21 protein-coding genes and 1 pseudogene are annotated in these 22,742 nt (G+C 71.7%); 13 read left to right on the top strand and 9 right to left on the bottom strand.

Features of this window, described 5'->3' with window-relative positions; translation table 11 throughout:
* Positions 1–102 precede the first annotated feature (102 nt).
* Entirely contained in the window at positions 103–936 is an 834-nt protein-coding gene (locus tag ACIRQ9_RS29650) for a response regulator transcription factor (RefSeq protein WP_404180035.1), read from the bottom strand.
* A 128-nt stretch (positions 937–1,064) separates the two neighbouring features.
* On the opposite strand from ACIRQ9_RS29650, the gene ACIRQ9_RS29645 reads away from it, so the two are divergent.
* Together ACIRQ9_RS29645 and ACIRQ9_RS29640 are read left to right on the top strand one after the other, a co-directional pair.
* Positions 1,065–2,735: an AMP-binding protein gene (locus ACIRQ9_RS29645; protein WP_404180032.1), complete on the top strand. Its 1,671-nt coding sequence runs from the start codon at positions 1,065–1,067 to the stop codon at positions 2,733–2,735.
* Positions 2,732–4,339, top strand: coding sequence for an AMP-binding protein (locus tag ACIRQ9_RS29640; protein WP_404180029.1), 1,608 nt, complete (start codon positions 2,732–2,734; stop codon positions 4,337–4,339). Before ACIRQ9_RS29645 ends, ACIRQ9_RS29640 begins: the two co-directional genes overlap by 4 nt.
* A 21-nt stretch (positions 4,340–4,360) precedes the next feature.
* Here ACIRQ9_RS29640 and ACIRQ9_RS29635 read toward each other — a convergent pair.
* Positions 4,361–4,829, bottom strand: a pseudogene (locus tag ACIRQ9_RS29635) (hypothetical protein).
* 197 nt (positions 4,830–5,026) lie between these two features.
* On the opposite strand from ACIRQ9_RS29635, the gene gcl reads away from it, so the two are divergent.
* Positions 5,027–6,811 (top strand): glyoxylate carboligase, encoded by a 1,785-nt coding sequence (gene gcl / locus ACIRQ9_RS29630; RefSeq protein WP_404180026.1) that lies wholly within the window; start codon positions 5,027–5,029, stop codon positions 6,809–6,811.
* Positions 6,812–7,007: 196 nt separating this feature from the next.
* Here gcl and ACIRQ9_RS29625 read toward each other — a convergent pair whose 3' ends face one another.
* The 4 genes from ACIRQ9_RS29625 to ACIRQ9_RS29610 form a co-directional block, all read right to left on the bottom strand.
* Positions 7,008–7,253, bottom strand: coding sequence for a hypothetical protein (locus ACIRQ9_RS29625; RefSeq protein ID WP_404180023.1), 246 nt, complete (start codon positions 7,251–7,253; stop codon positions 7,008–7,010).
* A gap of 354 nt (positions 7,254–7,607) precedes the next feature.
* Positions 7,608–9,065 (bottom strand): catalase, encoded by a 1,458-nt coding sequence (locus tag ACIRQ9_RS29620; RefSeq protein WP_404180020.1) that lies wholly within the window; start codon positions 9,063–9,065, stop codon positions 7,608–7,610.
* Positions 9,066–9,238: 173 nt separating this feature from the next.
* Positions 9,239–10,147: a 2-hydroxy-3-oxopropionate reductase gene (locus ACIRQ9_RS29615; RefSeq protein ID WP_404180017.1), complete on the bottom strand. Its 909-nt coding sequence runs from the start codon at positions 10,145–10,147 to the stop codon at positions 9,239–9,241.
* 42 nt (positions 10,148–10,189) lie between these two features.
* Positions 10,190–11,047, bottom strand: a complete 858-nt coding sequence (locus ACIRQ9_RS29610) for a TIM barrel protein (RefSeq protein WP_404180014.1) — start codon at positions 11,045–11,047, stop codon at positions 10,190–10,192.
* 132 nt (positions 11,048–11,179) lie between these two features.
* Here ACIRQ9_RS29610 and polX point away from each other — a divergent pair, with 132 nt between their 5' ends.
* Positions 11,180–12,919, top strand: a complete 1,740-nt coding sequence (polX, locus tag ACIRQ9_RS29605; protein ID WP_404180011.1) for a DNA polymerase/3'-5' exonuclease PolX — start codon at positions 11,180–11,182, stop codon at positions 12,917–12,919.
* Positions 12,920–12,937: 18 nt separating this feature from the next.
* On the opposite strand, the gene ACIRQ9_RS29600 is transcribed toward polX, so the two are convergent.
* Positions 12,938–14,005, bottom strand: coding sequence for an NAD(P)-dependent alcohol dehydrogenase (locus tag ACIRQ9_RS29600; RefSeq protein ID WP_404180008.1), 1,068 nt, complete (start codon positions 14,003–14,005; stop codon positions 12,938–12,940).
* Between the two features lie 213 nt (positions 14,006–14,218).
* On the opposite strand from ACIRQ9_RS29600, the gene ACIRQ9_RS29595 reads away from it, so the two are divergent.
* The 9 genes from ACIRQ9_RS29595 (at position 14,219) to ACIRQ9_RS29555 (ending at position 21,366) form a co-directional block, all read left to right on the top strand.
* A complete protein-coding gene (locus ACIRQ9_RS29595; protein WP_404180005.1) occupies positions 14,219–14,749 on the top strand; it encodes a YbhB/YbcL family Raf kinase inhibitor-like protein in 531 nt (176 codons plus the stop codon).
* Between the two features lie 170 nt (positions 14,750–14,919).
* The gene (locus tag ACIRQ9_RS29590) at positions 14,920–15,174 is read left to right on the top strand and encodes a hypothetical protein (RefSeq protein ID WP_351315613.1); all 255 of its coding nucleotides are present in this window, start codon (positions 14,920–14,922) and stop codon (positions 15,172–15,174) included.
* Positions 15,171–15,539, top strand: a complete 369-nt coding sequence (locus ACIRQ9_RS29585; RefSeq protein ID WP_404180002.1) for a helix-turn-helix domain-containing protein — start codon at positions 15,171–15,173, stop codon at positions 15,537–15,539. The genes ACIRQ9_RS29590 and ACIRQ9_RS29585 overlap by 4 nt, the downstream gene beginning before the upstream one ends.
* A gap of 142 nt (positions 15,540–15,681) precedes the next feature.
* The gene (uraD, locus tag ACIRQ9_RS29580) at positions 15,682–16,194 is read left to right on the top strand and encodes a 2-oxo-4-hydroxy-4-carboxy-5-ureidoimidazoline decarboxylase (RefSeq protein WP_404179999.1); all 513 of its coding nucleotides are present in this window, start codon (positions 15,682–15,684) and stop codon (positions 16,192–16,194) included.
* 4 nt (positions 16,195–16,198) lie between these two features.
* The gene (gene uraH / locus ACIRQ9_RS29575; RefSeq protein WP_404179996.1) at positions 16,199–16,588 is read left to right on the top strand and encodes a hydroxyisourate hydrolase; all 390 of its coding nucleotides are present in this window, start codon (positions 16,199–16,201) and stop codon (positions 16,586–16,588) included.
* Between the two features lie 4 nt (positions 16,589–16,592).
* Positions 16,593–17,516 carry a factor-independent urate hydroxylase gene (gene pucL / locus ACIRQ9_RS29570; protein WP_404179993.1) on the top strand — a complete coding sequence of 308 codons (924 nt, stop codon included), beginning with the start codon at positions 16,593–16,595 and terminating at the stop codon, positions 17,514–17,516.
* A gap of 118 nt (positions 17,517–17,634) precedes the next feature.
* A complete protein-coding gene (locus tag ACIRQ9_RS29565) occupies positions 17,635–19,011 on the top strand; it encodes an 8-oxoguanine deaminase (RefSeq protein WP_404179990.1) in 1,377 nt (458 codons plus the stop codon).
* Between the two features lie 272 nt (positions 19,012–19,283).
* Positions 19,284–20,672, top strand: coding sequence for a nucleobase:cation symporter-2 family protein (locus ACIRQ9_RS29560; RefSeq protein WP_404179987.1), 1,389 nt, complete (start codon positions 19,284–19,286; stop codon positions 20,670–20,672).
* 292 nt (positions 20,673–20,964) lie between these two features.
* Positions 20,965–21,366 carry a winged helix-turn-helix transcriptional regulator gene (locus ACIRQ9_RS29555; RefSeq protein WP_404179984.1) on the top strand — a complete coding sequence of 134 codons (402 nt, stop codon included), beginning with the start codon at positions 20,965–20,967 and terminating at the stop codon, positions 21,364–21,366.
* A 12-nt stretch (positions 21,367–21,378) separates the two neighbouring features.
* On the opposite strand, the gene ACIRQ9_RS29550 is transcribed toward ACIRQ9_RS29555, so the two are convergent.
* Together ACIRQ9_RS29550 and ACIRQ9_RS29545 are read right to left on the bottom strand one after the other, a co-directional pair.
* Positions 21,379–22,026, bottom strand: a complete 648-nt coding sequence (locus ACIRQ9_RS29550; RefSeq protein ID WP_404179981.1) for a hypothetical protein — start codon at positions 22,024–22,026, stop codon at positions 21,379–21,381.
* 105 nt (positions 22,027–22,131) lie between these two features.
* Complete coding sequence (locus tag ACIRQ9_RS29545) at positions 22,132–22,740, bottom strand: histidine phosphatase family protein (protein WP_404179978.1); 609 nt, start codon at positions 22,738–22,740, stop codon at positions 22,132–22,134.
* Between the last annotated feature and the right edge of the window lie 2 nt (positions 22,741–22,742).

Raw genomic sequence — 22,742 nt, 5'->3', positions numbered from 1 at the left:
CGAACCCTGAAATCCGGTCGAACGCCGAGGTGAGGGAAATAACAACGGCCGTGCATCAGCTAATTCAAAGCACGCGCGCATGAATGGAATGGGTTCCCTCCGCTACGGCAACAACCCCGTCCGACGAGCCGCCGACACCGCCTCCCCCCGCGTGTGCGCGCCCAGTTTCCGCATCGCCGAGCGCAGGTACCCCTTGACCGTCTCGGGCCGCAGGCCCAGCCGTTCGGCCACCGCCGCGTTGGTGGCGCCGGCCGCCACCCAGGCCAGCACATCCAGCTCCCTGGGCGCCAGCGTCTTTGCGGCCGTGGGTGCCGGGGCGGTCAGCAGCCCGCAGGCGGCCAGGAGTTCGGAGCGCAGCGCGGGATCGGAGATGCGCGGCGCGAGGGCCCGCAGCGCGGCATGCGCCTCCCGCACCTGCTCCCGGACGGCCCCCGTGTCCGGTACGGCCGCGGGCTCCGGCCGCGCCGCCGCCAGCAGGCCGACCGCCTCGTCCCGCACCACCAGCGCCTGTTCCACGTCGCGTGCCGCCGCCACCGCCGCGCCCAGCGTGCGGTCGCCCAGCGGCTCCGCGGTGCGCAGCGCGCCGTACAGCACGCCCCGCACCCGGCGCCGTACCACCACCGGTACCGCCAGGACCGAACGGATGCCCTCGGCCGCCACCGGGACGTCGTACTCGTGGCTGATCCGCCGGGAGACCGAGTAGTCGGTGACCGCGCACGGACGGGCCAGCAGGACCGCCCGGCCGCCCAGTCCGTTGCCGGAGCTGACCGCGAGCGAGCGCAGCGCCGCCGTGTGGGTGCCGGTCAGCTCGCTGATCCGGACCTGCGGACGGTCGGCGTCGACCAGTCCGCCGAAGGCGATCGGAAGCCCGGTGGCGCGCCGCAGCCTGGCCAGCGCACCGCGTATCTCCACCGCCCCGGCGACCTCTGCTGCCACCTGTCCTGCCCCTTCGACCCCGGCCCCGTGCCGTTCACACCCCCGTACGGGGGTAGTGAGACCTGCATCACGGATTACACGATGCCAGAGAGCCGCCCGGCAATGGTCCGGTACCGAAGGAGACGCGAATGACGAGTGCGACGGAGGACTTCCGCAGGGCACGGGACTTCCTGCTGGAACACCGTACGGACTACGCCGCCGCCTGCGAGGGCTTCGTGTGGCCGCGTCCCGACCACTTCAACTGGGCGCTCGACTGGTTCGACGTCATCGCCCAGAACAACGACGGCACCGCCCTGCACATCGTGGAGGAGGACGGCACCGAGACGAAGCTGTCCTTCGCCGAGCTGTCCGAGCGCTCCGACCGGGTCGCCAACCACCTGAGGGCGCGGGGCGTGGAGCCGGAGGACCGCGTGCTTGTCATGCTCGGCAACCAGGCGGAGCTGTGGGAGACCGCGCTGGCCGCGATGAAGCTGCGCGCCGTCGTCATCCCGGCCACCCCGCTGCTGGGCCCGGCCGACCTGCGCGACCGCGTCGACCGGGGCCGGGTGAAGCACGTGATCGCGCGCGCCGAGGACGCCGTCAAGTTCGCGGAGGTCGCCGGCACGTACACCCGGATCACGGTGGGCGGCCTCGCGGAGGGCTGGGAGGCGTACGAGGACGCGTACGCGGCGGACGCCGGGTTCGTGCCGGACGGGCCGACGCTCGCCGACGACCCGCTGATGCTCTACTTCACCTCGGGCACCACGGCCCAGCCCAAACTGGTCGAGCACACCCACACCTCGTACCCCATCGGGCACCTGGCCACCCTCTACTGGATCGGCCTCAAGCCCGGCGACGTCCACCTGAACATCTCCTCGCCGGGCTGGGCCAAGCACGCCTGGTCGAACCTGTTCGCGCCGTGGAACGCGGAGGCGACCGTCTTCATCCACAACTACACCCGGTTCGACGCCGGCCGGCTGATGGCCGAGATGGACCGGCACGGGGTGACGTCCTTCTGCGCTCCGCCGACGGTGTGGCGGATGCTGATCCAGGCCGACCTGACCCAGCTGCGCACCCCGCCCCGTGAGGTGGTGGCGGCCGGCGAGCCGCTCAACCCCGAGGTGATCGAGCAGGTCCGGCGGGCCTGGAACGTCACCGTCCGGGACGGCTTCGGACAGACCGAGACGGCCGTCCAGGTCTCCAACAGCCCCGGCCAGCCGCTGAAGACCGGCTCGATGGGCCGCCCGAGCCCCGGCTACCGCGTCGAACTCCTCGACCCCGTCTCGGGCGCGCCGGGGGCGGCGGAGGGCGAGATCGCCCTCGACCTGTCGGCACGCCCGGTGGGCCTGATGACCGGCTACCACGGGGACGCGGACCGGACGGCGGAGGCGATGGCCGGCGGCTACTACCGCACCGGCGACATCGGCTCCCGTGACGAGGACGGCTACATCACCTACGTGGGCCGCGCGGACGACGTGTTCAAGGCCTCCGACTACAAGATCAGCCCGTTCGAGCTGGAGAGCGCGCTCCTGGAGCACGAGGCGGTGGCCGAGGCCGCCGTCGTCCCGGCACCGGACGAACTGCGGCTGGCCGTGCCGAAGGCGTACATCGTGCTGGCGGAGGGCTGGGAGCCCGGCCCGGACACCGCGAAGGTGCTGTTCGAGCACTCCCGGCAGGTCCTCGCGCCCTACAAGCGGGTCCGCAGGCTGGAGTTCGCGGCGCTGCCCAAGACCGTCTCCGGCAAGATCCGCCGGATCGAACTGCGCGAGATGACGGCGGCCGGGACCACCGGCGAGTACCGCGAGGAGGACTTCCGGTGAGCACCTCGTACGCCCACGGCACGAGCGGGACCGCGCTGCTCGGCGACACCATCGGGGCCGACCTCGGCAGGGCCGTCGCCGCCTGGCCGGACCGCGAGGCACTCGTCGACGTGCCGTCCGGACGGCGCTGGACCTACCGCAAGTTCGGCGCCGACGTCGACGAACTGGCCGGCGCCCTGCTGGCGAGCGGGATCGCCAAGGGCGACCGGGTGGGCATCTGGGCGGTCAACTGCGCCGAGTGGATGCTGGTGCAGTACGCCACCGCCCGCATCGGCGCCGTCATGGTCAACATCAACCCGGCCTACCGCACCCACGAGGTCGAGTACGTCCTCAACCAGGCCGGGATCCGCCTGCTGTTCGCCTCGGTCAGCCACAAGAGCAGCGACTACCGGGCGATGGTGGAGGAGGTGCGGGGCAGGTGCCCGGAGCTGCGGGAGACCGTGTACATCGGGGATCCGGGCTGGGACGCGCTGATCGCACGGGCCGGGGCCGGCCGGGCCGCCGAACTGGAGGCGCGCGCGGCGGAACTGTCCTGCGACGACGCCATCAACATCCAGTACACCTCGGGCACCACCGGGTTCCCGAAGGGGGCCACGCTCTCCCACCACAACATCCTCAACAACGGCTACTTCGTCGGGGAGTTGGTCTCCTACACCGAGCAGGACCGGATCTGCGTCCCGGTGCCGTTCTACCACTGCTTCGGCATGGTGATGGGCAACCTGGCGGCCACCTCGCACGGCGCCTGCGTCGTCATCCCGGCCCCGTCCTTCGACCCCAGGGCCACCCTGGAGGCGGTACGCCAGGAGCGCTGCACCTCGCTGTACGGCGTACCCACCATGTTCATCGCGGAGCTGAACCTCCCCGATTTCGCCTCCTACGACCTGTCGTCGCTGCGCACCGGCATCATGGCGGGCTCGCCCTGCCCGGTCGAGGTGATGAAGCGGGTGGTCGCCGAGATGCACATGGCCGAGGTCTCCATCTGCTACGGCATGACCGAGACCAGCCCGGTGTCCCTGCAGACCCGTATCGACGACGACCTGGAGCACCGCACCGGCACGGTCGGCCGGGTCCTGCCGCACCTGGAGGTCAAGGTCGTCGACCCGGCGACCGGCGTCACCCTGCCCCGGGGCGCGGCGGGCGAGCTGTGCACCCGCGGCTACAGCGTGATGCTCGGCTACTGGAACGAGCCGGAGAAGACCGCCGAGGCCGTCGACGCCGGACGCTGGATGCACACCGGCGACCTGGCGGTGATGCGCGACGACGGGTACGTCGAGATCGTCGGCCGGATCAAGGACATGATCATCCGGGGCGGCGAGAACATCTACCCGCGCGAGATCGAGGAGTTCCTCTACGCCCACCCCAAGGTCCGTGACGTCCAGGTCGTCGGGGTGCCGCACGAGCGCTACGGCGAGGAGGTCCTGGCCTGTGTCATCCCGCACGACCCGGCCGACCCGCCGACCCTGGAGGATCTGCGCGCCTTCTGCGCGGGCCGACTCGCCCACTACAAGGCGCCCAGCCGCGTCCAGATCCTGGAGACCTTCCCGATGACGGTGTCGGGCAAGGTGCGGAAGATCGAGCTGCGGGAGCAGTACCGCTCCGTGTAGCGACGGCGGGCCGTGCGTGCCTCACGGCCCCTCCCACGTGCCCGCGGGACCGTTGACCGGCTGCGGCGTGCCCGTGAGGTCCAGGACGAACAGCGGCACGCCCAGCGCGTCGGCCCGCTCGCGCACGTCCCGGTGGCCGAGCCGGCGCAGCCAGAGCGCGGCGGCGGTGACCGCGTCACGGGCGGTGCGGAGCGTGACCGGCCGGAACGGCGGACGGGGCTCGGGTACCGGCGGGGACCCGGGCACGGAGCGGGGCCCGCGACCGGCGCGCGCAGCAACGCCCCGCAGGCACAGCCCAGTTCCGGCTGCGGCCACTGGTCCCGGCGTCCGCAGGAGCCGCAGCTCACGGTCACCCACTCCTCGTCCCAGGCGCGGTGCTCCCGTCGAGGGACGACGTGACCGGGGCGCCGCAGGCGCACGGGTAGGACGGCGCGACGTAGACGTGCTCGCGCCGGCAGGCCGGACAGCGCACCGGCACGCTCTCGGACATGGCCCCACCCACTGCGTCGTGACCGTTCGGCCGTCCCGTGGTGCTCCCGCCGGGGCGCGGTTGTCCGTCCCTTGACGACGTTCGTCGCCCCACCTACATTGATTCCAGATCGTAGAAGTTGTTTTCCATGATACGGAATTTGCTCACCGGGGGGCGCGACGGGAGCAGGCATCCGACAGCCGAAGCAGGAGTACTCCATGGCTCGAATGACCGCTGCCCGCGCGGCAGTTGAGATCCTCAAGCGCGAGGGCGTCAGCGCCGCGTTCGGGGTGCCGGGCGCGGCGATCAATCCGTTCTACGCGGCGCTCAAGGCCTCCGGAGGCATCGACCACACCCTCGCCCGCCACGTCGAGGGCGCCTCGCACATGGCCGAGGGCTACACCCGGACCAGCCCCGGCAACATCGGCGTCTGCATCGGCACCTCCGGCCCGGCCGGCACCGACATGATCACCGGCCTGTACTCGGCCACCGGCGACTCCGTCCCGATCCTGTGCGTCACCGGCCAGGCCCCGACCGCGGTGATCCACAAGGAGGACTTCCAGGCCGTCGACATCGCCTCGATCGCGGCGCCGGTGACGAAGATGGCCGTCACCGTGCTGGAGGCGGGCCAGGTCCCCGGCGTCTTCCAGCAGGCCTTCCACCTGATGCGCTCCGGACGCCCCGGCCCGGTCCTGATCGACCTGCCGATCGACGTCCAGCTCACCGAGATCGAGTTCGACCCGGAGACCTACGAGCCGCTGCCGGTCTACAAGCCGGCCGCGACCCGCGCCCAGATCGAGAAGGCGATCGGCCTGCTGAACGCGTCGCGCCGGCCGCTGATCGTCGCGGGCGGCGGGGTCATCAACGCCGACGCCGCCGACCTGCTGGTGGAGTTCGCCGAGCTGACCGGCGTCCCGGTCGTCCCGACCCTGATGGGCTGGGGCGTGCTCCCCGACGACCACGAGCTGAACGCCGGCATGGTGGGCCTGCAGACCTCGCACCGCTACGGCAACGCGACCTTCCTGGAGTCCGACTTCGTCCTCGGCATCGGCAACCGGTGGGCCAACCGCCACACCGGCAAGCTGGACGTCTACACCGCCGGACGGACGTTCGTGCACGTCGACGTCGAACCCACCCAGATCGGCAGGATCTTCGCCCCGGACTACGGCATCGCCTCCGACGCCAAGGCGGCGCTGGAACTCTTCGTGGCCGCGGCGCGGGAGGCGAAGGCGGCGGGCCGGCTGCCCGACCGGAGCGAGTGGGCCGCCGCGGCCCAGGAGAAGAAGGCGACCCTCCAGCGCCGCACCCACTTCGACGACATCCCGATCAAGCCGCAGCGCGTCTACGAGGAGATGAACAAGGCGTTCGGACCGGAGACCCGGTACGTCTCCACGATCGGCCTCTCGCAGATCGCCGGCGCCCAGATGCTGCACGTCTTCAGGCCGCGGCACTGGATCAACTGCGGTCAGGCGGGCCCGCTCGGTTGGACGATCCCGGCCGCCCTCGGCGTGGCCAAGGCCGACCCGGAGGCCTCCGTCGTCGCCCTCTCCGGCGACTACGACTTCCAGTTCATGCTGGAGGAGCTGGCGGTCGGCGCGCAGCACAAGATTCCCTACGTGCACGTCCTCGTCAACAACTCCTACCTGGGCCTGATCCGCCAGGCCCAGCGGGCGTTCGACATCGACTTCCAGGTCAGCCTGGAGTTCGAGAACATCAACTCGCCCGAGCTGGGCGTCTACGGCGTCGACCACGTCAAGGTCGCCGAGGGCCTGGGCTGCAAGGCGATCCGGGTGACCGACCCGAACGAGCTGGGCGCGGCCTTCGAGCAGGCCAAGAAGCTGGCCCAGGAGCACCGGGTGCCGGTGGTCGTCGAGGCGATCCTGGAACGGGTCACCAACATCTCGATGTCGACCACCAACGACATCGGCAACGTCGTCGAGTTCGAGGAGATCGCGACCGAGCCCGGCCACGCCCCGACGTCCCTCAGGACGCTGAAGGCCTGAGCCGCCGCACGCCGCAGCGGGCGGCCCGTCCACACGGATGGGCCGCCCGCTGCGTGTTGTAGGTGGCACGGGGGCCGCCGCCCCCGTGCCGGCGGCCTCCGTGTGCAGTGAATATGCCCCACGACCGGTGCTGCCGAAGCGTGCTGAACATAATTCAGAGCTTGATTTGAGGAATCGCCATCCGCTTTGCCGGGGTTCACGGGCTTTCGGGGTTCTCGGTCAGTCCCGGCCAGTCGTCAGGACCGCCGCCCTGCCATTCGATGAGGTCGCTCTCCTCGACCTCGATGCGGTCCAGGTCGGCCATCCGCAGGATCTCGACCACGTCGTCGAGATGCGAGGCCAGGCCCAGGGTCACGTCCCCCTCGGTGACCCGGCGGGAGCCGTCCAGGGCGGGAGCGTGCACGACGATGCGAGGGAACTCGGCCGGTGGGTGCGCAGTCATGCCTTCAGCGTGCTGCGGCCGCGGCGGATGCGCACGCCGAAGCGCCGGTAACGCGGGACGCGGGCTGTTCCGCGTCCGGCGCTCCGGCGCTCGGCAAAAGTGTTCTTCCGTGGTGACCGTCCGACGGCGCGAGGCCGGGCGCGACAGGTCGTTCGCGCCGCCGGACGGGGTTCGTCACGGCGGGGACCGCGGCGGGTGCGACGGAGCCGGACGGCCTTCCCTCAGGTCGAGAAGGGCGTTCCGTTCCTTCACCACCGCACTGGCTCGCACGCCGCCGCGGTCCGTGCCACGCCCGCGCACCACCGTCCGGCCACCCCTCATCCGGGCCGTCCGGTCGTGCGCGGGCCGTCCGGGTCAGTCCTCGCGCAGGGCGCGGACCGCCTCCTCCACGCGCTTGCCGTACTCGGGGTCGGCGGCGTGGAAGTGGGCCAGGTTCTTCTCGATCACGTCGTCGCGGGAGACCTGCGAGAGGCCGCCGGCGATGTTCGCGACCAGACGCCGCTTCTCCTCCCCGGACATCAGCCGGTACAGCTCGCCCGCCTGGTGGAAGTCGTCGTCCTTGGGGTGCGCGGGGGCCTCGTGGGTGCCGGTGTGGCCGGTGACGGCCAGCGGCGCCGCCTGCGGACGGCCGGTCTCCACCGGACCGCCGTACGAGTTCGGCTCGTAGTTCTTGGCGTGCCGGCCCTGCCCGTTGACGGCCATGAGCCCGTCCCGGCCGTAGTTCCGCGCGGTCGTCGCCTTCGGGGCGTTGACGGCGAGCAGGGTGTGGTTGACGCCCAGGCGGTAGCGGTGCGCGTCCGCGTAGGCGAACAGGCGGCCCTGCAGCATCTTGTCCGGGGACGGGCCGATGCCCGGCACGAAGTTGTTCGGGGAGAACGCGGCCTGCTCGACCTCGGCGAAGACGTTGTCCGGGTTGCGGTCGAGGACCAGGCGGCCCACCCGCTGGAGCGGGTAGTCCCGGTGCGGCCACACCTTGGTCAGGTCGAACGGGTTGAAGCGGTAGTCCGCCGCCTCGGCCGCCGGCATGATCTGGACGTGGAGGGTCCAGGACGGGTTGACGCCCCGCTCGATGGCCTGGAGCAGGTCGGTCTGGTGCGAGTTGGGGTCCTTGCCCGCGAGCTCCGCCGCCTGCTCGGCGCTCAGACTGCGCACGCCCTGGTTGGTCTTGAAGTGGTACTTGACGAAGAAGGCCGCGCCCTCGGCGTTCGTCCACTGGTAGGTGTGCGAACCGTAGCCGTTCATGTGGCGGTACGACGCCGGGATGCCCCGGTCGCCCATCAGCCAGGTCACCTGGTGGGTGGCCTCGGGGGAGTGCGCCCAGAAGTCCCAGACGTTGTCGGGCTCCTGGCGGCCCGTGAACGGGTCCCGCTTCTGCGAGTGGATGAAGTCGGGGAACTTCAGCGGGTCCTTGATGAAGAACACCGGGGTGTTGTTCCCGACGAGGTCGTAATTGCCCTCGGCCGTGTAGAACTTGACGGCGAACCCGCGCGGGTCGCGGACGGCGTCGGCGCCGCCGAGGGAGTCGGCGACCGTGGAGAAGCGCAGGAAGACCTCGGTGCGCCTGCCGACGGTGCTCAGGAAGTCGGCGTGCGTGAAGCCGGTGACGTCGTCGGTCACTTCGAAGTGGCCGTACGCGCCGCTGCCACGGGCGTGCACCACGCGCTCCGGGATCCGCTCGCGGTTGAAGCGCGCGAGCTTCTCCAGGAGGTGCTGGTCCTGCAGAAGCAGAGGGCCGCCGGCGCCGGCGGAGGCGGAGTTCTGGTTGTCGGCGACCGGGGCGCCGGACTCGGTGGTGAGCACGCGCTTCGACATCGTGGACCTTCCGTGCGGGTGTCAGCGGAAATTAATTTCCGCTTCGTGGAGCCTAGGAGCGGGTCGGCTGAGGCGTCAACAGTTTGTTGAAGTGGTTTCCGGGCGGTGCCGGCGCCTGGGCGCGACAGGACAGGTGTCAGCGACGGCACCGCCCGGAAGTCATGGGACGGTGCTCAGACCTGGGCGCCGGAGAGGCGCTCCACGGCGCGCAGCAGCGCGGAGTGGTCCAGGCCGCCGTCGCCCTGGGCGCGCAGGGAGGCGACCAGCTGGGCCACCACGGCACCGACCGGCAGGGCCGCGCCGACGTTGCGGGCCGCGTCGGTGACGATGCCCATGTCCTTGTGGTGCAGGTCGATCCGGAAGCCGGGCCGGAAGTCGCGGCCGAGGAAGTTGTCCTTCTTCCGCGTCAGCACGGTGGACCCGGCCAGGCCGCCGTTCAGCACGTCCAGCGCCGCCGTCAGGTCGACGCCGGACTTCTCCAGGAAGACCACGGCCTCGGCGCACGCCTGGATGTTCACGGCGACGATCAGCTGGTTGGCGGCCTTCACGGTCTGGCCGGAGCCGTGCGGACCGCACAGCACGATGGTCCTGCCCAGCGCCTCGAAGATCGGCTTCGCGGCGTCGAAGTCGGCCTGCTCGCCGCCGACCATGATGGACAGGACGGCCTCGACGGCACCGGCCTCGCCGCCGGACACCGGCGCGTCCAGGACCCGGATGCCCTTGTCGCGTGCCGCCTTCGCCAGGTCGACGGAGGTCTGCGGGGTGATGGACGACATGTCGATCAGGAGGGCGCCGGACCTCGCGTTCTCCAGGATGCCGTCGGGGCCGTAGGCGATGGCCTCGACCTGCGGCGACGCCGGGACCATCGTGATGATCACGTCGGCGTCGCGCACGGCGTCGGCGAGGGAGGGCGCGGCCGTGCCGCCGGCCGCCGCCAGCCGGTCCAGCTTCTCCTTCTCCAGGGTGAAGCCGGTGACGTCGTAACCCGCCTTGACCAGGTTCTCGGACATGGGCGAGCCCATGATGCCGAGGCCGATCCAGGCGATCGCCGGGCGGGAGGATTCCGAGGAGGGGGTGCTCATGATGGGGATGCCTTTCTCAACTGCGCTGCGAAGTCGGGGGGTTCAGCGGGCGGCGCGCGCCTCGGGTGGGAGCCAGTCGAAGGCCTCGGCGCTCGGGCGGTCGCCCGGCTTGTACTCCAGGCCCACCGGGCCGTCGTAACCGGCCTTCGCCAGCAGGCCGAGCAGTTCCCGCAGCGGGAGCGAGCCCGTGCCCGGGGCGCCGCGGCCGGGGTTGTCGGCGATCTGCACGTGGCCGGTCCTGGCGGTGTACCTCTCGATCACCGACGGCAGGTCCTCGCCGTTCATGGACAGGTGGTAGAGGTCCATGAGGAAGCGGGTGTTGCCGAGTCCGGTGGCCTCGTTGACCTTGTCGACGACCGCGACGCCGGCCTCCGCGCTCACCAGCGGGTACCGCGGCGACTCGGGCCGGTTGAGGGTCTCGATCAGGACCACCCCGCCGATCCGGTCGGCGGCGCGGGCCGCGAGGACCAGGTTCTCCAGGGCCAGCGCGTCCTGCTCGGCCGGGTCCACGCCGTCGACGCGGTTGCCGTACAGCGCGTTGAGGGCGGTGCAGCCGAGCGACCCCGCGAAGCCGGCCGCCACCTCGACGTTGGCGCGAAACCGCTCCGACTCCGCGCCCGGGACCGACAGGGCGCCCCGGTCGGGGCCGGGCAGCTGTCCGGCGTAGAGGTTCAGGCCCGTCAGCCGTACGCCCGCGTCCTCGATCGCGCCCTTCAGCGCGTCCAGTTCGGACCGCTCGGGAGTGGGGGAGTCGACCCAGGGCCACCACAGCTCGACCGCCCCGAAGCCGGCCGCGGCGGCGGCCGCGGGGCGCTCCAGGAGCGGGAGTTCCGTGAAGAGGATCGACAGGTTGACGGTGAAGCGCTGCTCTGCGGCCGCGCTCGATTCGAGACCTGGCATGGGGCCGGCGCTCCCTTCGGTGGTCTATGTTTCCGTATTGCGGAAGTTGCTTTCTGCTTAACGGAAGACTGCCGGTGACCGGGGAGACCTGTCAAGAGCGCCCGCGCAAAACCCGCGCCCTACCCTGAAGACATGGCACGGACCAACGACGAGGTCGCCGCGCTGCTTCAGGAGTACGCGGACCTGATCTCCATCACCGGTGGCGACGCCTTCAAGGCGCGGGTCTACGAGAAGGCCGCCCGCGCGGTCGGCGGACACCACGCCGACGTCGCCACGCTCGGCCTCAAGGGGCTCCAGGACATCCCGAACGTCGGGAAGTCGATCGCGCAGAAGGTGCAGGAGTACGTCGACAGCGGCGCCGTCTCCGCCGTGGAGGAGCTGCGGGCCAGGATCCCCGACGGGGTGCGGCGGCTGACCGCCATCCCCACCCTCGGTCCGAAGAAGGCCCTCGCGGTCTACGAGGAGCTGGGCGTCTCCTCGGTCGAGGAACTCGCCGACGCCATCCGCCAGGAGCGGCTGCGCGACCTCAAGGGCTTCGGGCCCCGGACCGAGGAGAACATCCTGCACGGCATCGAGCTGCTCCGGGCGGCCGGCGGCCGGGTGCGGATCGACGTCGCCATGGAGCTGGCGGAGAGCATCGTCGCGGCGCTGTCCGCGGTGGCCGGCTGCGAGAAGTGCGCCTACGCCGGCTCACTGCGCCGGTTCCGCGAGACGATCGGCGACATCGACATCCTCGTCGCGGCCGAGAAGTCGGCACCGGTCATGCGGGCGTTCACCGCGCTGCCGTACGTCACCGAGATCATCGGGCAGGGCGGGACCAAGACCTCGGTGCGCACCGACAAGGGGCTCGACGTCGACCTGCGGGTCGTGCCCCCGGACTCCTGGGGTGCGGCGCTCCAGTACTTCACCGGGTCCAAGGCCCACAACATCCGCACCCGGGAACGGGCCGTGCACCACAAGCTCAAGCTCTCCGAGTACGGGCTCTTCGACGTCGAGACCGGCGAGAAGATCGTCTCCGAGACCGAGGAGGAGGTGTACGGGCGCCTCGGCCTGCCCTGGATCCCCCCGCCGCTGCGCGAGGACCGCGGCGAGATCGAGGCGGGGCTGCGCGGCGAACTGCCGGAGCTGGTCACCGAGGCCGACCTCCGCGGCGACCTGCACACCCACACCGACCTCACCGACGGGCTGGCCCCGCTGGAGGAGATGGCGGCCGCGGCGGCCCGACGCGGCTACGCCTACTACGCGATCACCGACCACGCGCCCGACCTGGCCATGCAGCGTATGACGGACGAGCGGATGCTGGCCCAGCGGGAGCGGGTGCGCGAGCTGGACGGCACCTTCCCGACCAAGGGCCGGCGCGGCGGGCTGCGGCTGCTGCACGGCACCGAGCTGAACATCGGCCCCGAGGGCGGGGTGGACTGGCCGGAGGACTTCCTCGCCGGGTTCGACCTGTGCGTGGCCTCGGTCCACTCGCACTTCAACCAGAGCCGCGACGCCCTGACCCGCCGCCTGGTGCGGGCCTGCGAGAACCCTCACGTGCACATCATCGGGCACCCCACCACCCGCCTCATCGGCAAGCGGCCCGGCATCGACGCGGACCTCGACGCGGTCTTCGCCGCCTGCGCCCGCACCGGCACGGCCCTGGAGATCAACGCCCATCCGCACCGCCTGGACCTGCGCGACGAGGACATCCTGCGGGCCCGGCGGTACGGCGTGAAGTTCGCCGTGAACAGCGACGCGCACGCCGTCCCGGAACTGGACGTCATGCGCTACGGCGTCGGCACGGCCCAGCGCGGCTGGCTCACCCCGGACGACGTGATCAACACCTGGCCGGAGCGCCGGCTGCGGAGCTTCCTGCGCAAGCGCGGCTGAGCCGTGTGGAGGCCGGGATCAGTCGAAGACGATGACCTGGCGTCCGACCACGTCGCCGCGGCCGAGAGCCTCCAGGTTCTCGTTGATGTCGTCGAGTCCGACCTCGGTGACGTGGTGCGTGACGAGCCCGGCCTCGGCGAGCGACAGCACCTCGACGAGGTCCAGGTGGTTGCCCCAGAAGGAACCGAGATACGACAACTCCGTACCGACGAAGGGGAACTGGCGGTGCTCCACGCGGTCGCTCATCAGGCCCACGGCCGCCAGCGCACCCTCCGGACCCAGCAGGTCGAACCCCATGGACACGGACGCCTCGCTGCCGACGCAGTCCAGGACGGCGTGCACCGTCCGGCGGCCGGTCAGGCTCTCCAGCTCGTCCCGGACGGCCTCGGCGGACTTGTCCCTGACGTTGATCCCGTAGTCCGCGCCGTTCTCCCTGGCCACGTCCAGCTTGCCGTCGCTGCGCGCGAAGGCCACCACCGTCGCGCCGCCGCCCAGCAGCTTCGCGTACTGGATCGCGTAACTGCCGAGACCGCCGATGCCGGTGACCGCGACCGTGCGGCCCGGCCCCAGCTTGCCCGCGTCCCGGAGCTTCTTCATCCCGCGGTAGGGGGTCATGCCCGCGTCCGTCATCGGGGCGAGGAACTGCGGGAACTTCGCCGCGTCCTCCGAGACCGGGATCGCGTGCCGGCACTCCACCGCCATGTACTCGGCGAAGCCGCCGGGCGGGCCGAACCCGACCCACCTGCCGTTGCCGCTGCACAGGTTCTCGTTGCCCTCGCGGCACTGCCGGCAGGTGCCGTCGCCCCAGCTGGGGTTGACGACCACCATGTCGCCTTCCGAGTAGCCCACCGACTTCGGCACGGCGCTGCCCAGCCCCGCGACCCGGCCCGTCACCTCGTGGCCGGGGATGTAGGGGAGGTCCACCGGGAACGGGCCCTCGAAATAGCCGTCGAGAAGCTGGTAGTCGCTCCGGCACATGCCGGTCGCGGCGACTTTCAGCAGGATCTCCTCCGGGCCCGGATCGGGCACCGGAACCTCGTCGATGCTGAGCGGTTGCCGGTATCCGTGCATACGAGCTGCGCGCATCCGCATGAGGCGGCCTCGCTTTCGTACAGACCTGTCCGTCAATTCTGGACGGCCTGTACAGGACGGGCAAATCAGGGCGGCAGGGGGCCCGTACGCGGTGCGGGGGGTCGCGCGGGTGGTGCATGATCGAAGGTCCGGAGAGTGAAGAAGGCCCGAAAAGCGGGAATCACCCGCCGCCCGCGCGCAACCATCCGGCCCCTGCGAGGGATTGCCATGATCAAGCCCTACGGTCCGTACGATTTCATGCCGGAGATCAGCACCTTCTCGGTGACCTCGGAGTCCCTCGCCGACGGCGGCCGGCTGGCCCGCGAACAGGTGAGCGGCATCCTGGGAGCGGGCGGGATGGACGTCTCGCCGCAGCTGAGCTGGTCCGGATTTCCCGAGGGGACGCGGAGTTTCACGGTCGCGATGTTCGACCCCGACGTGCCGACCGCCTCCGGTTTCTGGCACTGGGCGGTGGCCGACCTGCCGGCCTCCGTGACCGAGCTGCCGGCCGGGGCCGGAGACGGCAGGGACCTGCCCAGCCCCGCGAAGACGCTGGCCAACGACGCCGGCCACCGCGGGTACCTCGGCCCGGCGACGCCGCCGGGCAACGGCCCGGACCGCTACTTCCTCGTGGTCCACGCCGTCGGCCTCGACGAACTCGGGGTGTCCGCGTCCTCGACCCCGGCCGCCATGGACTTCCTGCTGTTCAGCCACGCGATCGCGCGGGCGACGATGTACGGCACGTTCGAGCGGGCCTGAGGCCGTCCCGGCGGGGTGCGGGGGCCGGGCGCGGGGGTGTCCGGGTCGGCTAGGGTCGCCTCGTGGCGGGCGCAGCGGCTCCGTCGTGGTGGAACTGGCGGGGCAGGGGCCCGTCGCCGCTGTGCGGCGGTCGGCCGAAGCGCGGGTCAGGCACGTTTTCTGGGGGCACTATGCGATTGAGAGTGGAGTTCACGACCGAGCCCTTCGATCTGGACGAGGCACCCGCGCACGCGCTGGTCGCCCGCGAGGTCGTCGAGGGCGCCCGGCTGGACGCTGTGGACGTCGGGCCGTTCGGCAACACGGCCGAGGGCGGTGCCGACGCCGTGCTCACCGCCGTCGACGCGCTGCTGCGCAGGACCCTGGAGGCCGGGGCCACCCGGATCTCGCTCCAGGTCAACGTGGTGGGGGAGGACGGCGACCAGTGACCGCGAACGCCGACGAGCCGTTCATCACGGCCGTGAAGCCGCTGGTCGACGCCATGGGCGGGGAGATGCTCCCGCCCGACGAGGCCGGCGCCGACGACGTCGTGCTGGCCTGGGCGGGCGTCGACGTGGTCGCGGTGCGGCTGCCCCAGCTCGCCGACTCGCTCGACCACATCCTGGCCGCCATGGAGCGCAAGCGGGGCAAGCCGCTGGCCGACCTGGACCGCAAGGCTAAGCAGGAGGTCGTGCGCATACTGGAGGCGCGGGGTGCCTTCTCGGTACGGCACGGGGTGGAGACCGTCGCGGGCGCGCTGGGCGTCAGCCGCTTCACCGTCTACAACTACCTCAACCGCGACAAGGAGAGCTGACCGGCATCCCAGGAGTCTTTGCGGCGGCCCCGAGGCGTTGTTACGCGGAATTTTCAACAAAGTGTTGACGCCGGGTTCCGGAGGGCGTTAGCTGACGGCAGCCCGTTCAGCACGAAGGCCGCCCACGGCCACGGAGGCTCCCGTGACGTCGACTTCCCCGCCCCCGGGTCTGGCCCGGTTCAACGACCTGGAGGAGCACGCGGCACGCGCCGTCCTCCACGAGGCGTGCGCCTCCACCGCATGGGCCCGGCGCCTGCTCGCCGCCCGCCCCTACGCCTCCGCCGAGGCCCTGTACTCCGCCAGTGACGCGGCCACGGCCGGGCTGGGCACCGCCGACCTGGCGGAGGCCATGGCCGGCCACCCGCCGATCGGCCGCCCCGAGCCCGGTGACCCGACCTCGGCCCGCGAACAGTCCGGCATGGCCGGCGCCGCCGAGGCGCTCAGGGCCGAGATGCTCGAACTCAACCTGGCGTACCAGGAGAGGTTCGGCCACGTCTTCCTGATCTGCGCCACCGGCCGCAGCGCCGAGGAGATGCGGGACGCGGTCAAGGAGCGGATCGCCAACGCGCCCGAGCGGGAGCGCGAGATCGTCCGCACCGAACTGGGCAGGATCAACCGCATCCGGCTCGCCCGACTCGTCGCAGAGGACGCCTGACACCATGAGCACCCGCACCACCGCCTCCGTGTCCACCCACATCCTGGACACCTCGCTCGGCCGTCCCGCCGAGGCCGTCGCCGTCCGGCTGTCCGCCCGCCCGGACCGCGATGCCCCGTGGCGCGCCCTCGGCGGCGGCGCGACCGACGCGGACGGCCGGTGCAAGGACCTCCCGGCGCTGCCGGAGGGGACCACCCACGTACGGCTCGACTTCGCCGTGGAGCCGTATTTCGAGAAGAAGCAAGCCGATGCGCAGCAGGACGCCCCCGCGAATCGGGACAGCGGTGCGTTCTTCCCAGAGGTAGCGATCACCTTCGCCGTCAAGCCCGGCGAGCACTACCACGTACCGCTGCTGCTCAACCCGTTCGGCTACTCCGTTTACCGAGGGAGCTAGCTACATGCCCACCATCCTGGGACAGAACCAGTACGGCAAGGCCGAGAACCGGGTCGTAAAGATCACGCGGGACGGTGCCACCCACCACATCAAGGACCTGAACGTGTCGGTGTCGCTCTCCGGCGACATGGACGAGGTCCACTACTCCGGCTCCAACGCCAACGTCCTGCCGACCGACACCACGAAGAACACGGTGTACGCGTTCGCCAAGGAGTACGGCATCGAGTCGGCCGAGCAGTTCGGCGTCCACCTGGCCCGGCACTTCGTGACCAGCCAGGAACCGATCCGGACGGCCCGGATCCGGATCGAGGAGTACGCCTGGGAGCGCATCGCGGCCGCCGACGCCAACTCCCGGTTCATCGGCGCCGACGAGGTCAAGCACTCGTTCGTCAGGAAGGGCCAGGAGACCCGGCTGACCCAGATCACCTACGACGGCGAGTCGTGGGAGGTGATCTCGGGCCTCAAGGACCTGGTCGTGATGAACTCGACGAACTCCGAGTTCTGGGGCTTCGTCAAGGACAAGTACACGACCCTGCCCGAGGCCTACGACCGCATCCTCGCCACCCAGGTCGCCGCCCGCTGGCGGTTCAACTGGACCGACGACGAGCAGAAGACGCCGAACTGGGAGAAGTCCTACGAGCAGACCAGGAAGCACATGCTCCAGGCCTTCGCCGAGACCTACTCCCTCTCGCTCCAGCAGACGCTGTACCAGATGGGCTCGCGGATCATCAACCACCGCGGTGAGATCGACGAGGTCCGCTTCTCGCTGCCCAACAAGCACCACTTCCTCGTCGACCTGGAGCCGTTCGGCCTCACGAACGACAACGAGGTCTACTACGCCGCCGACCGGCCCTACGGCCTGATCGAGGCGACCGTCCTGCGGGACGGCTGCACGGCGAAGATCCCGGTGGACCTCACCAACCTCTGACCGGCCCACCTTCTCGGCACCCGCGGCCGACGGCGCCCTGCGTCCCGGCCGCGGCACTCAAATCCCCGGGGTCCTGCCGTGCCCTCACCACCAGTCCACTGAGCGAAAAGGACGAATCATGGCAGCAGACCGGCGCATCGTCATCGAGAACTGTTCGATCGCGACCGTCGACGCCCAGGACACCGAGTACGCGAGCGGGTACGTCGTCATGGCCGGCCACCGCATCGAGTCGCTCGGCGCGGGCAGGGCCCCGGAGGACCTGGAGAACGTCGTACGCCGGATCGACGCCACCGGCCACCTGGTGACGCCCGGCCTGGTCAACACCCACCACCACTACTACCAGTGGATCACCCGGGGCCTGGCCACCGACCACAACCTCTTCGACTGGCTGGTCGCCCTGTACCCGACCTGGGCGCGCATCGACGAGCCGATGGTGTACGCGGCCGCCCAGGGCTCGCTCGCGATGATGGCCCGCGGCGGTGTCACCACCGCGATGGACCACCACTACGTCTACCCGCGGGGTTCCGGCGACCTCTCCGGCGCGATCATCCGCGCCGCCCGCGAGACGGGCGTCCGCTTCACCCTCGCCCGCGGCTCCATGGACCGCAGCGAGAAGGACGGCGGCCTGCCCCCGGACTTCGCCGTCGAGACCCTCGACGGCGCCCTCGCCGCCACCGAGGCGACCGTCGAGGAACACCACGACGCCTCCTTCGACGCGATGACCCAGGTCGCCGTCGCGCCCTGCTCGCCCTTCTCCGTCTCCACCGAACTCCTGCGCCAGGGCGCCGAGCTGGCCCGCCGCCTCGGAGTACGGCTGCACACCCACGGCTCGGAGACCGTCGAGGAGGAGCAGTTCTGCAAGGAGCTGTTCGGGATGGGCCCCACCGACTACTTCGAGTCCACCGGCTGGCTCGGCGAGGACGTGTGGATGGCGCACTGCGTCCACATGAACGACTCCGACATCGCCGCCTTCGCCCGCACGAAGACCGGTGTCGCCCACTGCCCGTCGTCCAACGCCCGCCTCGCGGCCGGCATCGCCCGCGTCCCCGACATGCTCGCCGCCGGCGTCCCGGTCGGCCTCGGCGTCGACGGCACCGCGTCCAACGAGTCCGGCGAACTCCACACCGAACTGCGCAACGCGCTGCTGATCAACCGCCTCGGCGCACACCGGGAGGCCGCCCTGAACGCCCGCCAGGCGCTGCGCCTCGGCACCTACGGCGGCGCCCAGGTCCTCGGCCGGGCGGCCCAGACCGGCTCGCTGGAACCCGGCAAGCTCGCCGACCTGGTGCTCTGGAAGCTGGACACCCTCGCCCACGCCTCCATCGCGGACCCGGTCACCGCCCTCGTCTTCGGCGCGGCGGCCCCGGTCACGGCCTCCTTCGTGAACGGCCGTCAGATCGTCGAGGCGGGCCGCCTGCTGCACGTCGACGAGGACGCGATCGCGCGCTCCACCCGGTCCGAGGCCCAGCGCCTCGCCCAGCTCGCCCACCGGTAACCCCTGCTTCCCGTACGGCACTTCAGGTACGGCAATCCAGCTCCGGTCAGGAGGGACGGCTCCTGACCGGCAGCCGTGGACCCCATCGGGGTCCATGGCGGCCGTCTCCCGGGCGCGTGCTTCCTCGCGCGCGCCCGGGAACGGTCACCCGTCCGCGTCGGTCCCTCCCCACGCTCGGTCCCGTCCGGGCGGGAGGCCCCCCTCATGACCCACACGCACCTCCCTGAAACCCGCGTCAGAGCCGACGCGTACCCGACCGGAGGAGAGCCGCCGTGTCCTCGCACCCCGTCGACGAGAAACTCCCGCCGCTGAGAATGGCCACCACGGGCCTCCAGCACGTGGCCGCCATGTACGCCGGAGTCGTCGCCCCGCCCCTGATCGTCGGCGCGGCCATCGGCCTGACCGGCACCGAACTGACCTTCCTGACCGGCGCCTGCCTCTTCACCGCGGGCCTCGCCACCTTCCTGCAGACCCTCGGCATCTGGAAGATCGGTGCCCGGCTGCCCTTCGTCAACGGCGTCACCTTCGCCGGGGTCGCCCCGATGACCGCGATCGCCGCCTCCACCCACGACCGGTCCGACGCGCTGCCGGTCATCTTCGGCGCGGTGATCGTCGCCGGACTCCTCGGCTTCCTCGCCGCCCCCTTCTTCAGCAAGGCCGTCCGCTTCTTCCCGCCCGTCGTCACCGGCACCGTCATCACCCTGATCGGCGTCTCGCTGCTCCCGGTGGCCTTCGGCTGGGCGCAGGGCCCCGATCCGGCGGCGCACGACTACGGCCGGGCCGAGTACCTCGGCCTGGCCGGGGCGACCCTGCTCCTGGTCCTGCTGCTGCGCCGCCTCACCCGGGGCTTCGTCAAGCAGATCGCCGTGCTGATCGGCCTGGTCGCCGGCACGGTCCTCGCACTGCCCTTCGGCCTCACCGACTTCGGCCCGGTCGCGGACGCGGACGTCGTCGGCTTCCCGACCCCGTTCCACTTCGGCGCCCCGCAGTTCCACGTCGCGGCGATCCTGTCCATGTGCGTGGTGATGGTCGTCTCGATGACCGAGTCGACCGCGGACATGCTCGCACTCGGCGAGATCGTCGAACGGCCCGCGGACGAGCGGACGATCGCGGCCGGGCTGCGCGCCGACACCCTGGGCTCGGCGATCAGCCCGCTCTTCAACGGGTTCATGTGCAGCGCCTTCGCCCAGAACATCGGCCTGGTGGCGATGACCCGGATCCGCAGCCGGTTCGTGGTCGCGGCCGGCGGCGGCTTCCTGGTGCTGATGGGCCTGTGCCCGGCGGCCGCCGCGCTGATCGCCGTCGTACCGCGGCCGGTGCTCGGCGGCGCGGGCGTGGTGCTCTTCGGTTCGGTGGCGGCCAGCGGCATCCAGACCCTGGTCAGGGCCGGACTGGAACGGGACGAGAACGTGCTGGTCGTGGCCGTGTCGCTCGCGGTCGGCCTCGTCCCGATCACCGCGCCGGACTTCTACCACGCCTTCCCGGAGACCGCCCGGATCGTCCTGGACTCGGGCATCTCCACGGGCTGCGTGGCGGCCGTCCTGCTCAACCTCGTCTTCAACCACCTGGGCGGGCGGCGCGCGCAGGCGCCGGGCACGGCACCGGAAGCCCCCGAGACCCCGGGAGCGGTACCGCTCGTCGCGCCGCGGTCGATCCCCTGACCGCCCGCGTCACCGGCGCCGGCCGAGGTGCCCCGGCCGCGCCGTGACAGCGGCGAGCGGGGCCGCCTGCCCGGCCGCCCCGGCCGGCGCCCGGCCGGCCCCCGGCGCCGCGCGCGGAACGGCGGGGCGCGTCCGGCGGGGGTATGTTCGTGGGGTGCCACCGGGGCCGCCGGTGCCGGCGTCGGTGGTCCGGTCGTGACCGCCACGGCCTCCGGCCTCCGCGGTCGCCGCGGCCCTCACCTGGCAGGTTCATGGTGGGTGAGCATCGGGGGAGACGTGAGGAGGCAGCCAGATGTCCCAGAGGAACACCGGTGCGAGCGTCCAGGCCGTCGACGCGGACACCTGCCGGGTCCGTGAGGTGCTCGACCGGGTCGCCGGCAAGTGGAGCGTCCAGATCCTGGTCGCGGCCTCGCGCGGTCCCCTCCGGTTCACCGAGCTGGAGCGCGGGATCGAGGGCATCAGCCGCCGGATGCTGACCCTGACCCTGCGCAACCTGGAGCGCGACGGCCTGGTCACCCGCACGGTGCACCCGACCGTGCCCCCGAAGGTGGAGTACGGACTCACGCCGGTCGCCCTGGAACTGCACGAGACGCTGCGCCGGCTCACCGACTGGGCCGAGCGCAACCGCGGTCACGTCGCGCGGGCGCGGGCCGCCTACGACGCCGAGCACCGGCCCGAACTGCTCGACGCCTGACGGGCGTCGCCGTCAGACCCGGCGCGGCGAGGCCAGCAGATGGCGGGTCCGGGTCCTGGGCTCCGTGTACTCGCCGGTCTGCCAGCCGGCCCGCTCCAGGGCGGCCGCGCAGGCCCGCAGCGGCTCGCCCGCCGGGGCGTACACGGCGACCGCCTCGGGCTGCGGGGTCGCCCGCACCCGGTACCCGGCCGTCGCCGGACCCTCGGGCGGCTGCCCCGACGCCTCCAGGGCCAGGGCGGCGGCCCGCACCAGGTGCGTGCGCTCCCAGTCGCACGGCCGGTCCGTGGCACCGTCGCGGTTGGTCATCCGGCGCAGTTCCAGGAGCCCCTGCCAGGCGCTGTGCACCTCACGCGCGCGAGCGGGCCCGTCGACGGCGTCCTCCTCGCCGCCGACCCGTGCCGCGAACACCCGGTCCTCCTCTGCCGAAGCCGCCGTACCGGGCCGCGCCGCCGTGCCCTCGGCCGGAGCCGCCGTGTCCTCGGCGCGCAGCCGATGTCCCGCGGGCGTCAGGAAGTGGTCGTGCGGAGGCCGCGGATGCCGGAAGGCGAGCCCCCGCGACACCAGCGCCGCCAACTGCGCACGCGTACCCCGCAGCCGCCCGCTGACCGGGTCGGCGGCGTCGATGACCCGCCGCTGCGCGGCGGAGGGAGCTCTGGTCACGGTGTGCTCCTCCTCGGTGTCGGTCCCCGCGGACGCGTCCCGGTCCGTTCCGCGAAGGGTACGACCGCGCACTGACACCCGACCGGCCGAACGCCGCCGGCCCGGTCAACGGTCCGGCTCGCCCGGCCGGATGTTCCAGCCCGCGATCACCGGACGGCCGTGTTCCGTGCCGAGCCGGCTCAGGGTGCCGGTCTCCAGCCGGAACAGGGCGCCGTCGGCGGGCGGCAGGCCCAGGCGCCGGGCGGTCAGGACGCGCAGGAAGTGGCCGTGAGCGACCAGCAGCACGCCTCCCTGCGTCCCGGCGAGGGCCGCGTCGACGCGGGCCAGCATCCGGTCGGCCCGCGCGCCGACCTCCTCCGGCGTCTCGCCCGGATGCTCCGGCGGACCGGGCGCCACCCCGTCGGTGAAGAGGAACCAGCCCGGCCGGGTGCGCTGGATCTCCTCGGTGGTCACGCCCTCGTAGCCGCCGTAGTCCCACTCCCGCAGGTCGGCGTCGACGCTGGCGTCGGGCGCGCCGATCAGTTCTGCGGTCTGGCGGGCCCGCTGGAGCGGGCTGACGAAGGCGGCTCCGACGTGCTGCGAGCGGATCAGCGGAGCCAGCCGCCGTGCCTCCTCCCGCCCGTGCTCGGTGAGGGGCAGGTCGGTCCATCCGGTGTGCCGTCCGGACCGCGACCACTCGGTCTCACCGTGCCGGACGAGAAAGACATCAGCCATAC

This window comes from Streptomyces sp. NPDC101237, assembly GCF_044767465.1.
Lineage (GTDB): Bacteria > Actinomycetota > Actinomycetes > Streptomycetales > Streptomycetaceae > Streptomyces > Streptomyces gramineus.
Note: the sequence above shows the minus strand (reverse complement) of the source record. Positions and strands in the feature narration are given on the sequence as shown.

What these genes read in the sequence shown, in the direction of transcription:
- ACIRQ9_RS29645 (WP_404180032.1), top strand. Translation starts at nt 1,065, where the DNA reads ATGACGAGTGCGACGGAGGACTTCCGCAGGGCACGGGACTTCCTGCTG.
- gcl (WP_404180026.1), top strand. Translation starts at nt 5,027, where the DNA reads ATGGCTCGAATGACCGCTGCCCGCGCGGCAGTTGAGATCCTCAAGCGC.
- ACIRQ9_RS29625 (WP_404180023.1), bottom strand. Translation starts at nt 7,253, where the DNA reads ATGACTGCGCACCCACCGGCCGAGTTCCCTCGCATCGTCGTGCACGCT.
- ACIRQ9_RS29620 (WP_404180020.1), bottom strand. Translation starts at nt 9,065, where the DNA reads ATGTCGAAGCGCGTGCTCACCACCGAGTCCGGCGCCCCGGTCGCCGAC.
- ACIRQ9_RS29615 (WP_404180017.1), bottom strand. Translation starts at nt 10,147, where the DNA reads ATGAGCACCCCCTCCTCGGAATCCTCCCGCCCGGCGATCGCCTGGATC.
- ACIRQ9_RS29610 (WP_404180014.1), bottom strand. Translation starts at nt 11,047, where the DNA reads ATGCCAGGTCTCGAATCGAGCGCGGCCGCAGAGCAGCGCTTCACCGTC.
- polX (WP_404180011.1), top strand. Translation starts at nt 11,180, where the DNA reads ATGGCACGGACCAACGACGAGGTCGCCGCGCTGCTTCAGGAGTACGCG.
- ACIRQ9_RS29600 (WP_404180008.1), bottom strand. Translation starts at nt 14,005, where the DNA reads ATGCGCGCAGCTCGTATGCACGGATACCGGCAACCGCTCAGCATCGAC.
- ACIRQ9_RS29595 (WP_404180005.1), top strand. Translation starts at nt 14,219, where the DNA reads ATGATCAAGCCCTACGGTCCGTACGATTTCATGCCGGAGATCAGCACC.
- ACIRQ9_RS29590 (WP_351315613.1), top strand. Translation starts at nt 14,920, where the DNA reads ATGCGATTGAGAGTGGAGTTCACGACCGAGCCCTTCGATCTGGACGAG.
- uraH (WP_404179996.1), top strand. Translation starts at nt 16,199, where the DNA reads ATGAGCACCCGCACCACCGCCTCCGTGTCCACCCACATCCTGGACACC.
- pucL (WP_404179993.1), top strand. Translation starts at nt 16,593, where the DNA reads ATGCCCACCATCCTGGGACAGAACCAGTACGGCAAGGCCGAGAACCGG.
- ACIRQ9_RS29565 (WP_404179990.1), top strand. Translation starts at nt 17,635, where the DNA reads ATGGCAGCAGACCGGCGCATCGTCATCGAGAACTGTTCGATCGCGACC.
- ACIRQ9_RS29555 (WP_404179984.1), top strand. Translation starts at nt 20,965, where the DNA reads ATGTCCCAGAGGAACACCGGTGCGAGCGTCCAGGCCGTCGACGCGGAC.
- ACIRQ9_RS29545 (WP_404179978.1), bottom strand. Translation starts at nt 22,740, where the DNA reads ATGGCTGATGTCTTTCTCGTCCGGCACGGTGAGACCGAGTGGTCGCGG.